Genomic DNA, 13843 nt, shown 5'->3' with positions numbered 1-13843 from the left:
CAATGATGACAGACATAATCTAATCGCAGATAGCTGCTTACTACATTTTTATAAAATTACAAAGGGCGTTCCGTTTCGTACTTTTCTGTCAATTCTTTTTTGGATAACAGATAGTCGATATCATCAAGTCCCTTCAATAGACATTCTTTCTTGTAAGGGTTGATTTCAAAACTTTCTGTTTTCCCCGTTACATTGTTTGTTATGGTTTGTTTTTCCAGATTGATTGTCAATGTGGCTTTTGGATCAGCATTTACACAAGCAAATATTTCGGAAAGAAACTCAGGTGTAACCACAACAGGAAGTACTCCGTTGTTTAGTGAATTGTTTCTAAAAATATCAGCAAAGAAGCTTGAAACAACAGCTTTGAATCCATATCCGGAAACAGCCCACGCTGCATGCTCGCGACTGGAACCGCTACCGAAATTCTTTCCGGCAACAAGTATCTCTCCGCTATATGTAGGGTTGTTGAGCACAAAATCGACTTTGGGACTTCCGTCTTTATTGTAACGCCAATCGGCAAAAAGATTATCACCAAAACCTTCTTTATCTGTCGCCTTCAAAAAGCGAGCCGGTATAATTTGGTCTGTATCCACATTCTCAATAGGAAGTGGAACGTATGTTGATGTAAGTGTTTGAAATTTTTCCATAATATAAATCAATGTGCCAATAAGATAATGTGCCGATATGTCAATTATCTCGATTTGGCGGTGTTTATTATTTTGTTAATTATCTTTTGTAAGATTTTTATATCTTCTAATAATTTGGTTTCAATAGGATACTGAATATTTACATATTGGCATATTAGAAAATTAGTCTTATTAAAGATTTCTAGGATCTGTAATCTTTCCTGTCACAGCAGCGGCAGCAGCCACAAGCGGACCGGCAAGAATAGTACGAGCTCCAGGACCCTGACGCCCTTCAAAGTTACGATTTGACGTAGACACTGCATATTTGCCGGCAGGAACCTTATCATCGTTCATCGCAAGACATGCCGAACAACCCGGTTGGCGAAGTTCAAAGCCAGCCTCCTTAAGAATATCATACAGTCCTTCATCCTTGATCTGTTGCTCTACTTTCCAGCTTCCCGGAACTAACCAAGCGATTACATTATCAGCCTTTTTCTTTCCTTTTACAAAGTTTGCAAACACACGGAAATCTTCGATACGTCCATTGGTACAACTACCTAGAAATACATAATCTATTGATTTTCCTTCTACCTTTTCTCCGGGTTTGAAGCCCATATAGTCCATAGACTTCTGGAAAGAGATACGTCCCGCCTCATCTATTTCGTCCAATGTAGGGATCGATTCATCAATACCCATACCCATACCCGGATTAGTTCCGTAAGTAATCATCGGCTTGATATCTGCGGCATCGAATGTCAACTCTTTATCAAATTTAGCACCTTCGTCAGTCTTTAATGTTTTCCAATATGCTAATGCCTTATACCACTCTTCTCCTTTAGGTGCAAATTCACGACCTTTCACATAAGAGAAAGTTGTCTCATCGGGAGCAACCAAGCCTCCACGAGCACCCATCTCGATACTTAGATTACATAGTGTCATGCGCTCTTCCATAGACATGTTGCGAATAGCCTCACCCGCATATTCTACGAAGTAGCCGGTAGCACCGCCGGTAGTCAACTTAGAGATCATATATAGAGCTAAATCTTTAGCTGAAACACCTTCACCCAATTTTCCGTTGAATGTGATGCGCATTGTCTTCGGACGTGTCTGAAGAATACACTGCGTAGCCAAAACCATTTCCACCTCACTGGTACCAATGCCAAAAGCAATAGCACCAAAAGCACCATGTGTAGAAGTATGGCTATCCCCACAAACAATAGTCATTCCGGGTTGAGTAAATCCGTTTTCCGGCCCTATAATGTGTACTACCCCATTTTTTTGATGTCCCAAAGGATAAAACAACTGAATTCCAAAATCTTGTGCATTTTTAGACAATGTATCCAACTGATTTCTCGAAATCGGATCTTTTACAGGCTGATCCTGATTGATAGTCGGCGTATTATGGTCGGCCGTTATCGTTGTTTTTTCGGGACGGTAGACTTTCAGCCCCCTCGCCCTAAGTCCATTAAATGCCTGAGGACTTGTAACCTCATGACAAAAATGGCGATCTATATACAATTGTGTGGGGCCATTTTCAACGGATGAAACCACATGTGCATCCCAGATTTTGTCGAATAGAGTTTTCATTTTTCAAGTTTATTTTTGTTGATTCAACTTTTGAATAATTTTTCGTCCCAAGTTTTGTCCCGGAACTTCAATAAATTTATGAGTAAAGACCGAGCATATATAGCCCGATGTGAATATACACAAATATGCTAATATAAAGTAAAATGTTGCAGATCTATCTAAAAAGCCATAATTTATAGCAATATAACAATAGATAAAAATTATTAGAACTAAATAAGACAATGTCCTTGGTCGACGGAAGTATTCGTTAGAAGTAAATTTACGACATAATGGAACGCCCCCCTTCTGAAAAGGAATATGAACCAGAATAACCATCAATATAGCTATTCCGCGAAGGCTGTCAATATATTCATATTTTTTAGTTTCCATTTACTGCTTTAGTATGAGAAATAGGATCCAAAGACAATTTTTTAATTAGTCTCTTACCTAAATTTTGCCCCGGCACTTCAATTATCCTATATGTTATACTGGATATGGCAAAAGCCACCCCCGCAACAACAATATACATCAATAGAAAATTAAGAAGCGATGTTGTAAAATCAGTAACCTCTATAATTCGGTAAAAACCAAATCTATTAAAAAGATACACAACGGCAAAATGCAAAAGATACATGCTGAAACTTACTTTTCCGACCTCTGCCAGAAAGCGATTAGAAAACAGCTTGAAGCTATATTTAGCCTGAATAATGAGTAATAATACAAACACAAGACTAAACATAATATGCTTCGGAACTGAGATATAACAAAATACGATCATCATTCCGATGAGGTACACCCATGTAAAAGGTTTTATTTCATGTTGTTCTCTATTCAAAAAGAAATAAGCTAATATCCCTAATGGGAATACCGGCAGTTGAACAAAAAAATTATACTCATGGAAATATGGATATATTGTATTCGCCTTGATGAAAGGATCAATAATCAACGCTAATGTCAAAGTAGACAGGAACAATAGTAGAGCAGCATTTACTGTTTTTACTTTACTGCATATAAACGGTAACATAAAGTAAAACAGGAACTCCACCGATACCGACCACCCTCCAGGCACATAATTATTGGTATGCTCAGGAATAAGCGCATTGGTAAAGAAAATGTTACTCAACACAGACCGAATTGGTATTGCCGAAAAATCGGGATTTACAAAATTGAATTGCAAGTACTTATCCAATGTAAAATAAATAATAGCTATATAATACATAGGTGCTATCCTAAAAAAACGACGAATAAAGAAATTCCGGTTTTTGTGTGGCTCATCCAGCCTATTGTAATGCGACATAGTCAATGTATATGCACTTACAATAAGGAAAAGTTGTACACCATATGCTCCATTCCCAATTATCGACAACAACAAACTATCTTTTGGAAAATAGTCGATCATGTTATCCAAAACTATACCAACATGAACAAGCACAACCAAAAGAATCGCTATTCCTCTCAAGCTGTCTATATATTGGTATTTTTGGGGCTCCATCTATTTTTACGTTGTCTGTGTCTTTTTTATTTTACAAATTTGTTTACTGCATTTATAAACGCCTCCGCCGAAGCAGTTACAATATCAGTATTTGCCGAAAAGCCGTAGTAATTTACTCCTTCGTGCTCTACCTGCATATGTACTTTTCCGATATCATCGCTACCTCTGTTTATCGCCTGAATCAGAAATTCTTCAATAACCATCTGACGTCGTATGATTTGCTTGATCGCTTTTATGGCAGCATCTACTGGCCCATTACCGGAAGCCGAGGCCTCAAATTTTTCGCCGGCAATATCAAGTCCTACATTCGCCACATTGCGTATCCCTAGCCCTGAGATCACCTGTAGATAATCCAACTTGATACGATGCATTTTATCTGTTTCTCTACCGGCTAAGATCAGGATATCCTCATCAGTAATATCTTTCTTCCTATCTGCCAAGTCAAGAAAACGTTGATAATATTCTGCTAATGTATCATCATCGACTTCTATACCAAGCAAATTTAGTCTATTTTTCAATGCAGCACGTCCACTTCTGGCAGTTAAGACAATTGCATTATCATCAATACCTACATCTTTAGGATCGATAATTTCATAAGTAGAAAGATGTTTCAGAACTCCATCCTGATGAATACCCGATGAATGAGCAAAGGCATTACGCCCTACCACAGCCTTGTTTGGCTGAACAGGCATATTCATCAGATTAGAAACCAAGCGACTGGTTGGATATATCTTTTGCGTATTGATATTTGTCTCAATCTTCAATTCTTTATGACTATGAATAGCCATCACAACCTCTTCCAAAGACGTATTACCTGCACGCTCACCGATACCGTTTATTGTCACTTCCACCTGACGAGCTCCATTTAAGACGCCCATTATAGAGTTTGCCGTAGCCATACCCAAGTCTTGATGACAGTGTGTAGAAAGAATAGCATTCTTCATATCCACATGATCAATCAGATATTTTATCTTGGCACCATACTCCGTGGGCAAACAGTACCCTGTAGTATCGGGAATGTTTACAACAGTAGCTCCTGCATTAATTACGGCTTGTACCACACGTGCAAGATAAGCATTGTCGGTACGACCTGCATCTTCGGCATAAAATTCAACGTCTTCTACAAAACGCTTCGCATATTTGACAGCAGCAGCAGCCCTTTCTATAATTTCGTCTTGTGTCGAATTAAATTTGTGCTTAATATGATATTCCGAAGTCCCAATACCTGTATGTATACGTTTTTTCTTGGCATACTTTAAGGCTTCGGCAGCTACTTCTATATCTTTTTCCACAGCACGTGTAAGAGCACAGATTGTAGGCCAAGTAACAGCCTTGGATATTTCAACCACCGAGTTGAAATCTACAGGACTGGAAACAGGGAAACCAGCTTCGATTACATCAACACCGAGCATTTCGAGGGCTTTGGCTACTTCAATTTTCTCGATTGTGTTCAACTGGCAACCCGGAACTTGCTCTCCGTCTCTCAATGTGGTGTCAAAAATAAATAACTTGTCCATAACTGTTTTTAATTAAATCCTGATTATTTTACATAAAAAAAAGCCTTTCTCATCTACTTTACAGTGAGAAAGGCTCTAGTTTTTTCTTTATCGTTTATACTACATAGCAATGCTCACTCTAAATTTCTCCAGAGCAGAATGAGTGAACTAATAATAATACTATGTAAATTCATATTCAATATTTACTTTATTGGCTGACAAAGTTATTTTATTTTTTCAGAAAAACAAATAAAAAGTTTTATTTTTTGATTTTGTTATGACATTTACACATTATAGGTAATTAAATCGATAAAACGTATCTTTGCACATATTTTACTAAATAAAATCATGATCACCACTTTTAACGAATATCTAAGCAAACATAATTATTCAGAATTTGATCTCAAAGCAGTCCTTTTCGATATGGACGGGGTTCTGTACGACTCGATGAAATGGCATGCCAAATCGTGGAAAGAAACAATGGACGAATTTGACATACCAAGTACGCCCGAAGAATTCTACCTATACGAAGGAATGGTGGGTAGCCATACAATAAACCACCTGATGAAAAGGGAAAAAGGAAGAGAAGCTACCGACAAAGAAGTGAATGCAATGTATAAGCGTAAGACCGAGCTGTTTTCGGAATACAATGACGGAAGCCTGATTCCATACGCTTACGACTTCGTTAAAAAAGTACATGACGAGGGTTTGATCTGTGCCGTGGTTACAGGATCGGGACAACCCACCCTGATAGATAAACTGGAACACAATTTCCCGGGATTATTTAAGAAAGAACGAATGGTAACAGCCTTTGATGTGAAACATGGCAAGCCACACCCCGAGCCTTATCTGATGGGGCTGGAAAAAGCCGGACACTTGAAACCAAACGAAGCTATCGTTGTAGAAAATGCACCGAGAGGAGTAGAAGCAGCGGTTGCCGCAGGCATCTTTACGATTGCTGTAAACACAGGACCAATGCCTGACAAAATATTAGCCGATGCAGGTGCAAACATCGTACTACCATCGATGAAAGCTCTATACGAAAAATGGGATGAGTTATACAAACTAATAAAATCATAAAAGAAATAAGGGGACAAAAGAGCTGATAATACAACAAAATGACATTATTTACGTTTTTTAATTAGCGGTTCATTTTTTTTCTATCTTTGTGAATCGATATGTATTGTATACAGTAGGAAAGGAAATGGGTAAATTATATGTTATACCTACCCCAGTAGGTAATTTAGAAGATATGACTTTCAGGGCAGTCAGACTATTAAAAGAAGTGTCTCTTATACTGGCTGAGGATACCCGAACAACAGGTATTCTGCTGAAACATTTCGAGATACAAAACAAAATGCAATCGTATCACAAATTTAATGAACACAAGGCTGTAGCTCATATCGTAGAACGTATAAATGCAGGCGAAGATATGGCACTGGTCTCAGACGCGGGTACTCCGGGAATTTCTGATCCGGGATTTTTGATTGTCAGAGAATGTGTTGCAGCGGGTATTGATATAGAGTGTTTGCCGGGAGCAACGGCTTTTGTTCCGGCCCTTGTAGCATCGGGCATTCCTTGCGACAGATTCTGTTTCGAGGGCTTTTTACCTCAGAAAAAAGGGAGAATGACCCGCTTGAAGGTATTGGCCGAAGAAACAAGGACTATTGTATTATACGAATCTCCGCATAGGGTATTAAAAACGTTAACACAATTAGCAGAATATATGGGGGAAGAACGATATGTGGCAACGTGTCGCGAAATCTCCAAAAGATATGAAGAAGTCTTAAGAGGCAGCCTCAAAGACTTAATATTACACTATACAATGAACGAACCCAGAGGAGAATTTGTTATAGTGCTTGCAGGTAAAGAAGAATAAATTTTTAAACTATAATAGAAAAAGAAATCTAACAACTTAAATATTAGTTTATGAAAAAATTAGTAGTTGGATGTCTATGCTTATTAGCATTAGCATCATGTAACGTAAAAAATTCGGATGAATATAAAGCTTTACAGGCTCAACGCGACTCTCTTCTTCAAGTTACGAGCAAAAGTAATAGCGAATTGGAGGAAATGAATACTTTGATTAACGATGTAGAAGAAAATTTCAGACAAATAAGAGAAGCTGAAAAATTCCTATCTATCGAATCCAAGTCTAAAGGGGAAATGTCGAATGATACAAAAACACGTATCAAAGACAATTTTGAAATGATCAATGAAATATTGAAAAAGAACAAAACTGATATCGACAAACTAAATAAAAGGCTAAAAAGCAATTCAGGACAAATGTCTGGCTTGAAAGCAACTATCGAACGTTTGAACTCTGAGCTAGTAGAAAGAGCTAACACTATTTCGGAACTTCAAAAATCATTATCAGCGCGTGACGAGCAAATAGCTTTATTGCAAACAGATGTACAATCATTAACTTCAAATGTAGAAACATTATCGTCTCAGACTGCGGAACAAGCATCTAAGATTAAAGAACAAGACAAGGAGTTGAATACTGCTTATTATATGTTCGGCACAAGCAAAGAGCTTAAAGAAGCTAAAATTGTTTCGGGCGGATTCCTTGCTTCTCCTAAGATTTTGAAAGAAAGCATCGAGAAGAGTAAGTTCATAAGAATTGACATCCGCGACACTCACAGTATTCCTGTTTACGACAAGAAAGCAAAACTCTTGTCAGATCACCCTAAAGACAGTTATACTTTAGACAAAGATGCAAAAGGAACTATAGTTATCAAAATTACAGACTATAAGAGATTCTGGAGTTTAACTAAATTCTTAATCATCGAAGTAGGTTGATAATAACAACGATATAATATCAAGAAGTGCTATCTTTTACAGATAGCGCTTTTTTTGTAGCTAAATTCAAAATCCAACACACTTTTTTCTATTATATTATTAATCAGAAGTGAAATACTCTCTAAATCTTGATAGAGAATAAATATTACTGTTATTTTTGTAACTTTGCATTATAAATGCATATCCTTTTGTTATGCCAAAATAACGGAGCTTCTCGTATCACTATCGATAAGGGAGTTTTGCTTCGTTTAACATAACAAAACAGCAACTTATTTTATCAATCACTTATACTTAGCGACAATGCCAGTAAATATCCCAAATAATCTTCCGGCCATAGAGATTCTGAAAAAAGAGAATATATTTGTTATGAGTCAATTAAGGGCTGACGAACAAGACATCCGTCCCTTGAGAGTACTCATACTAAATCTCATGCCGATAAAGATTATGACCGAAACGGATCTGATCAGACTATTGTCGAACAATCCGCTACAAGTAGAAGTTGACTTCTTGATGCTCGAAACACATGTATCAAAAAATACATCGGAAGAACATTTGCAGATGTTTTATAAAAGTTTTAGCGACGTAAAAGATGACTTCTATGACGGGATGATTATTACCGGAGCCCCGGTAGAACTCTACGAATTTAAAGAAGTGACATACTGGCCCGAGATATCTGCAATATTCGACTGGGCACGTACGCATGTTACATCTACACTCTATATTTGCTGGGCGGCTCAGGCGGCCATGTATCACTTTTATGGCATAAATAAATATATTCTTCCCGAAAAAATGTTCGGGGTATTCAAGCATGTAGTACATGACAAAAAGTTTCCACTATTCAGAGGTTTTGATGATGAATTCTATATTCCACACAGTCGCCATACTACGGTAAGAAGAGATGAAATACTAAATAGTGGCGGACTTAAAATATTGTCCGAGTCTGATGATTCGGGAGTAGGCATCGTTATGTCACGTGGAGGACGTGAGTTCTATCTGACAGGTCATTCAGAATATGCTCCTTACACGTTGAATAACGAGTACGTAAGAGATGCAGAGAAAGGACTACCAATAAAAATTCCAAGTAATTATTACAAAAACGACAATCCGGCAAATCCTCCCGTAGTGCGTTGGTCGGGACATGGAAATTTATTATTTAATAATTGGCTTAACTACTTCGTTTATCAAGAAACTCCATACGATAAAACTCAAATCAAAAATATGGGAGATCTTGATTTGATGAATGAAAAATAAAAAGGTCATATCCTATTTGTAAATTTATCTATATATAAGAAAGTTTCAACAACAAAAAGGTAACACTCAAAAACAATAAAAAACGTGTTACTTTTGTTACTTTTTATTCAGAAACATAATAGAAGACAATCACTTGCTTAAAGTACGAAAAATAGAATTACTCGCGCCTGCCAAGAACCTTGAATGTGGTATCGAGGCAATCAATCATGGAGCGGATGCAGTATATATAGGTGCTCCAAAGTTCAGTGCACGGGCTGCTGCCAGCAATACACTCGATGACATTAAGGCTCTGGCTGAATATGCACATTTGTACAATGGGAAGGTATATGTAGCTCTCAACACAATACTGAATGATAATGAACTGAGAGAGACAGAAGCTCTGATATGGCAGCTATACAATGATGCCCGGGTAGATGCTCTAATTATTCAAGATATGGGTATTACGATGCTCAACCTCCCTCCTATTGCCCTACATGCAAGTACACAGATGGATAACCGAGGAGCTGACAAAGTAAAGTTTTTAGAAGAGACAGGTTTTCAACAAATAGTACTACCCCGTGAGTTGACAATAGACGAAATACACGACATAGCAGCACAAGTCACCACACCTCTCGAAGTTTTTGTACATGGAGCATTATGTGTATGCTATAGCGGTCAGTGTTACCTCAGTCAGGCTTTATCGGGACGAAGTGCGAATAAAGGAGCATGCGCCCAATATTGTCGCCTACCTTATACTTTGAGTGATGCCGAAGGAGAAGAGATCATGGCAAAAAAGCATTTTCTATCGATGAAAGATCTCAATTTATCGGAGAACTTGGAAGAGCTGCTTGAAGCCGGAGTGAGTTCTTTAAAAATAGAGGGGCGACTAAAAGATATTTCGTATGTAAAGAATGTTGTTTCTTATTATCGTACCAAACTCGATCATATTATAGAAAGGCACCCGGAATATATAAGATCATCGACGGGAAAATCAAGTTACACATTTGAGCCAAATCTTGAGAAGAGTTTTAATAGAGGTTTTACAAAGTATTTCTTGCACGAACGCACAAATAATATGTGGTCGCTGGACTCTCCAAAGTCTGTAGGTGAACCGATTGGCAAAATCACTGAGGTTACAACAAAATATATCAAAATAAATAGTAACAAAAAGTTGCATAACGGAGACGGACTTTGTTTTTTCAACAACAAGAAAGAACTCGAAGGTATTAATGTAAACCGTGTAGAAGGAGATACCATATATCCGGCAACTATTCCCGAACTAAAAAAGGGAACTTATGTGTATAGAAACTATGACCATGAGTTTGAGAAATTATTATCAAAAAAGTCTGCCGAACGTAAAATAGAGACATCCATAATAATAAAAGAAACAACATTTGGCTTTTCTCTTCAGATTACAGATGAAGATGATAATCATGCAACTATCAGCTTTGAACAAGAAAAGCAACCTGCTCAAAAAGATCAAACCGAAAGTATACGGAACAACCTGAGTAAAACAGGGAATACAATATTTAAGGTGAACGATGTAATCTTTGACTTCAAAAACAGTTGGTTTATTCCTGCCTCTGTTCTATCGGAGTGGAGAAGGCAACTCATAGACAAGCTACTATCTGTTCGAAAGATTAGATATCGTCAAGATATCGTTCCTCATAAACAGACCTCTCATGTCTTTCCTATTTCCAATATTACATATCTCGGAAATGTGATGAATGAGAAGAGTAAGCAGTTTTATGTTCAGCATCAGTCAGCGGTAACACAGCCTGCATTTGAGAAGCAAGTACAGAATGATGTTCCTTTAATGTTTACCCGTCATTGCATCAAACAGTCATTAGGCTGGTGTCCTAAAGAAGGCAATGAAAAACATCCGTATAAAGAGCCTTTTTATCTGGTATACAACAATACAAGGCTGAGACTTTTTTTTGATTGTAAAAATTGCGAAATGAAGGTATTCAATGACTCCATTAATTAATATTTTATCTATCTTTAGCCCCCATAAACGTGGAACTCTATGTTAAGAAAAATATTCAGGTATACATGGCCACCGGCAATAGTTGCCATTATTATATTTTATTTATGTTGCCTTATCGCTCCAAAAGATGTTCCCGAGATCGATTTTTGTCTTTTTATCCCCACAGATAAGATTGTTCATTTTTTGATGTATTTTGGGCTGGCCGGAGTAGCTTCTTTTAATTATATCTACGATAAGCGAGGTAAAATTATTATACTAAAGCTTATCCTTTTTGCACTATTGGTTCCTATTATATATGGAGGCCTGATTGAGATACTTCAAAGTAAATATTTTCCCGGAAGAAGCGGAGATTGGTACGATTTTTTGGCTGATGCCTTAGGAGCAATTGCATCCCTTCCATTCTCGTTTTGGTTTAGACGATTTTTATTAAATAAAGAATTAAGAGAACAAGAAATATGAAAAAGCTTTCAATTATTTTATTTGTATTATTTACATCTGTAAATATATTCTCACAAGATAATATTGACTATCAATATAAAGTAAAAGTTGGTGATATAGCTCCTGACTTTGAGATGAGCTTACCATCGGGAAAGACAATCAAACTGTCATCTCTCAAAGGGAAAGTTGTAATGCTACAATTTACAGCCAGCTGGTGTGGTGTATGCCGAAAAGAAATGCCACATATAGAAAAAGATATCTGGCAAAAACATAAAAACAACCCCAATTTTGCTCTATTTGGAATTGATAGAGAAGAACCCGCTGAAACAGTTCTAAAATTTGCGAAGGCAACAGGTGTCACCTACCCTATCGGACTTGATCCTAAAGCGGATATATTTGCAACCTATGCAGAAAGGGAAGCGGGTATCACCAGAAATGTTATTATAGACAAGGATGGTAAAATTGTGATGTTGACTAGGCTTTTCAAAATGGAGGAGTTCAACGAAATGGTATCGTTAATCGATTCGTTACTAGCAAAATAAATACGGATATACAATATAAAAACTGTATGACTTTTATTTAGGACTATAACCAATGAATATAGTAATTATTAAATACAACGCAGGAAATATATTCTCGGTAGAACATGCTTTTAAGCGACTTGGCATCGAAGCCGTTGTTACAGGAGACAAAGAACTCATAAGAAAAGCTGATAAAGTAATTTTCCCTGGTGTAGGTGAAGCCAGTTCTACGATGCAACATTTACAACAAACAGGGCTGGACAAACTGATTCCTGACTTAAAGCAGCCTGTGTTAGGAATCTGCTTGGGAATGCAACTTATGTGTTCTCGCTCAGAGGAAGGGAATGTAGACTGCCTCAATATATTCGACACAGAGGTCAAACGATTTGTACCGCAAATACATGAGGATAAAGTACCTCACATGGGATGGAACACAATTTCCAATGTGAAGAGTGACTTATTTGATATCTCTTTAGAAAACCAATTTGTGTATTTTGTTCACAGTTATTATGTGGCCATTAGCGAACATACAGCTGCTGTAACCGATTATATACATCCCTTCAGTGCGGCTATGCATAAGGAAAATTTTTATGCAACACAGTTTCATCCCGAAAAAAGCGGTAGCGTAGGCGAAAATATATTAAAAAACTTTCTGAAAATAAAATAGGGTTTTCCCCCTCATGAAAAGGAACTATATATTTGAGGCTAACTTTGCAATTTATTGAGTATAGTAGTTTCTCTTTATATACTCTGATATCTTATTGATATCCACCGATGTTTGTCCCATTATATACATACACACGAGTTCACATTCTTCCATTTCGGTCAATTCATACTCCTTATGAGGGCTAGCTGCACGCCGCCTGATTATTTCTATGATTATTTTCTTTCTCAACTTCTGCATGACTATTTCGTCTTGCTTTGCCTTTTGATTTATGGTTCCATTCAGCGTGCTCATAATAGTTGTATTAGTTCATTCAGGTTCGTATTTGGCTAAGATAATGTAAAAGTTAATTACTTAAAAGAGATCGGAAGATGCTTTCTAACATAAAAGGAACACAGAAAAGTGATATGATATGATTCGTGCATAATTTGTATAAAAAAAGACATTATAAATTTTGAAAAAATAAAAATTGCCTCTATATTTGCAGTCTCAATTGCGAAAGTAGCTCAGTTGGTAGAGCACGACCTTGCCAAGGTCGGGGTCGCGGGTTCGAATCCCGTCTTTCGCTCAAATGTGACAAAGGTCGCATTTTTTTGTTTTAAAGCATGCGCACGTGGTGAAATTGGTAGACACGCTACTTTGAGGGGGTAGTTTCCGTAAGGATGTGCGAGTTCGAGTCTCGCCGTGCGCACAAAAATATTTATACAACCTCATTGATTAACAATAGTTTTTCAATGGGGTTTTGTATTTGTAGATATGCTTGTCGGAAAAATCCGGCAAAACCGAGATTGTAAAGAAAGGAAAGGAGTATATTGGGTTTGAAATTAGGATGAAAGAATAATATACTGAGAGGGGTTATTCTTATAGCGGATTAGAGATTCTTAATTATTAGTCTTCGTTTTACATATTACAAATCCGATTGGACGAGAGAAAATAGTAACCTTAAAAATAAAAGCGTTAGAAGCACATGAAGTGTATAATATAATTGAAAAGTAGTCCACTTAGTAATTGAAAAGTATAC

General features: G+C 37.1%; 13 protein-coding genes and 2 tRNA genes. 10 read left to right on the top strand and 5 right to left on the bottom strand.

Going from position 1 to position 13843, the window contains the following annotated elements; all coding sequences use genetic code 11:
• Positions 1 to 56: 56 nt before the first annotated feature.
• The 4 genes from leuD to BGO84_RS07090 all read right to left on the bottom strand — a co-directional run bounded on the left by leuD (position 57) and on the right by BGO84_RS07090 (position 5201).
• Complete coding sequence (leuD, locus tag BGO84_RS07105) at positions 57 to 647, bottom strand: 3-isopropylmalate dehydratase small subunit (RefSeq protein WP_291028619.1); 591 nt, start codon at positions 645 to 647, stop codon at positions 57 to 59.
• Between the two features lie 171 nt (positions 648 to 818).
• Complete coding sequence (leuC, locus tag BGO84_RS07100) at positions 819 to 2213, bottom strand: 3-isopropylmalate dehydratase large subunit (protein ID WP_252638878.1); 1395 nt, start codon at positions 2211 to 2213, stop codon at positions 819 to 821.
• 358 nt (positions 2214 to 2571) lie between these two features.
• Positions 2572 to 3684 (bottom strand): acyltransferase, encoded by a 1113-nt coding sequence (locus tag BGO84_RS07095; protein WP_252638877.1) that lies wholly within the window; start codon positions 3682 to 3684, stop codon positions 2572 to 2574.
• Between the two features lie 26 nt (positions 3685 to 3710).
• Positions 3711 to 5201 carry a 2-isopropylmalate synthase gene (locus BGO84_RS07090; protein WP_006842998.1) on the bottom strand — a complete coding sequence of 497 codons (1491 nt, stop codon included), beginning with the start codon at positions 5199 to 5201 and terminating at the stop codon, positions 3711 to 3713.
• Positions 5202 to 5528: 327 nt separating this feature from the next.
• On the opposite strand from BGO84_RS07090, the gene BGO84_RS07085 reads away from it, so the two are divergent.
• The 8 genes from BGO84_RS07085 to hisH all read left to right on the top strand — a co-directional run bounded on the left by BGO84_RS07085 (position 5529) and on the right by hisH (position 12825).
• Positions 5529 to 6260: an HAD-IA family hydrolase gene (locus tag BGO84_RS07085; protein ID WP_291028618.1), complete on the top strand. Its 732-nt coding sequence runs from the start codon at positions 5529 to 5531 to the stop codon at positions 6258 to 6260.
• 124 nt (positions 6261 to 6384) lie between these two features.
• A complete protein-coding gene (rsmI, locus tag BGO84_RS07080) occupies positions 6385 to 7059 on the top strand; it encodes a 16S rRNA (cytidine(1402)-2'-O)-methyltransferase (RefSeq protein WP_291028617.1) in 675 nt (224 codons plus the stop codon).
• Positions 7060 to 7109: 50 nt separating this feature from the next.
• Positions 7110 to 7982 (top strand): hypothetical protein, encoded by an 873-nt coding sequence (locus BGO84_RS07075; protein ID WP_006843001.1) that lies wholly within the window; start codon positions 7110 to 7112, stop codon positions 7980 to 7982.
• Positions 7983 to 8282: 300 nt separating this feature from the next.
• On the top strand, positions 8283 to 9233 hold the full coding sequence (metA, locus tag BGO84_RS07070) for a homoserine O-succinyltransferase (protein ID WP_283686103.1): 951 nt from the start codon (positions 8283 to 8285) through the stop codon (positions 9231 to 9233).
• Positions 9234 to 9366: 133 nt separating this feature from the next.
• Positions 9367 to 11199, top strand: a complete 1833-nt coding sequence (locus BGO84_RS07065) for a U32 family peptidase (protein ID WP_291028616.1) — start codon at positions 9367 to 9369, stop codon at positions 11197 to 11199.
• A gap of 39 nt (positions 11200 to 11238) precedes the next feature.
• Positions 11239 to 11658: a VanZ family protein gene (locus tag BGO84_RS07060; RefSeq protein ID WP_252638870.1), complete on the top strand. Its 420-nt coding sequence runs from the start codon at positions 11239 to 11241 to the stop codon at positions 11656 to 11658.
• On the top strand, positions 11655 to 12179 hold the full coding sequence (locus tag BGO84_RS07055; RefSeq protein ID WP_283686101.1) for a TlpA disulfide reductase family protein: 525 nt from the start codon (positions 11655 to 11657) through the stop codon (positions 12177 to 12179). The genes BGO84_RS07060 and BGO84_RS07055 overlap by 4 nt, the downstream gene beginning before the upstream one ends.
• 52 nt (positions 12180 to 12231) lie before the next feature.
• On the top strand, positions 12232 to 12825 hold the full coding sequence (hisH, locus tag BGO84_RS07050; protein WP_291028615.1) for an imidazole glycerol phosphate synthase subunit HisH: 594 nt from the start codon (positions 12232 to 12234) through the stop codon (positions 12823 to 12825).
• 51 nt (positions 12826 to 12876) lie between these two features.
• Here the strand turns inward: hisH and BGO84_RS07045 are convergent, their stop codons facing one another.
• Positions 12877 to 13116, bottom strand: a complete 240-nt coding sequence (locus BGO84_RS07045; protein WP_283686099.1) for a hypothetical protein — start codon at positions 13114 to 13116, stop codon at positions 12877 to 12879.
• A 201-nt stretch (positions 13117 to 13317) separates the two neighbouring features.
• Between BGO84_RS07045 and BGO84_RS07040 the strand changes: the two genes are divergently transcribed.
• A tRNA-Gly gene (locus BGO84_RS07040) sits at positions 13318 to 13390 on the top strand.
• A gap of 39 nt (positions 13391 to 13429) precedes the next feature.
• Positions 13430 to 13513: transfer RNA gene (locus tag BGO84_RS07035), tRNA-Leu, on the top strand.
• Positions 13514 to 13843: the final 330 nt, after the last annotated feature.

The sequence above is a fragment of the Dysgonomonas sp. 37-18 genome (assembly GCF_001899125.1).
Taxonomy (GTDB): domain Bacteria; phylum Bacteroidota; class Bacteroidia; order Bacteroidales; family Dysgonomonadaceae; genus Dysgonomonas.
The sequence above is the reverse complement of the archived record's forward strand: the minus strand, read 5'-3'. Positions and strand labels throughout refer to the sequence as shown.

Bases quoted from the DNA above. Each gene is read 5' to 3' on its own strand.
- leuD (WP_291028619.1), bottom strand. From the start codon at position 647: ATGGAAAAATTTCAAACACTTACATCAACATACGTTCCACTTCCTATT.
- leuC (WP_252638878.1), bottom strand. From the start codon at position 2,213: ATGAAAACTCTATTCGACAAAATCTGGGATGCACATGTGGTTTCATCC.
- BGO84_RS07095 (WP_252638877.1), bottom strand. From the start codon at position 3,684: ATGGAGCCCCAAAAATACCAATATATAGACAGCTTGAGAGGAATAGCG.
- BGO84_RS07090 (WP_006842998.1), bottom strand. From the start codon at position 5,201: ATGGACAAGTTATTTATTTTTGACACCACATTGAGAGACGGAGAGCAA.
- BGO84_RS07085 (WP_291028618.1), top strand. From the start codon at position 5,529: ATGATCACCACTTTTAACGAATATCTAAGCAAACATAATTATTCAGAA.
- rsmI (WP_291028617.1), top strand. From the start codon at position 6,385: ATGGGTAAATTATATGTTATACCTACCCCAGTAGGTAATTTAGAAGAT.
- BGO84_RS07075 (WP_006843001.1), top strand. From the start codon at position 7,110: ATGAAAAAATTAGTAGTTGGATGTCTATGCTTATTAGCATTAGCATCA.
- metA (WP_283686103.1), top strand. From the start codon at position 8,283: ATGCCAGTAAATATCCCAAATAATCTTCCGGCCATAGAGATTCTGAAA.
- BGO84_RS07060 (WP_252638870.1), top strand. From the start codon at position 11,239: ATGTTAAGAAAAATATTCAGGTATACATGGCCACCGGCAATAGTTGCC.
- BGO84_RS07055 (WP_283686101.1), top strand. From the start codon at position 11,655: ATGAAAAAGCTTTCAATTATTTTATTTGTATTATTTACATCTGTAAAT.
- hisH (WP_291028615.1), top strand. From the start codon at position 12,232: ATGAATATAGTAATTATTAAATACAACGCAGGAAATATATTCTCGGTA.
- BGO84_RS07045 (WP_283686099.1), bottom strand. From the start codon at position 13,116: ATGAGCACGCTGAATGGAACCATAAATCAAAAGGCAAAGCAAGACGAA.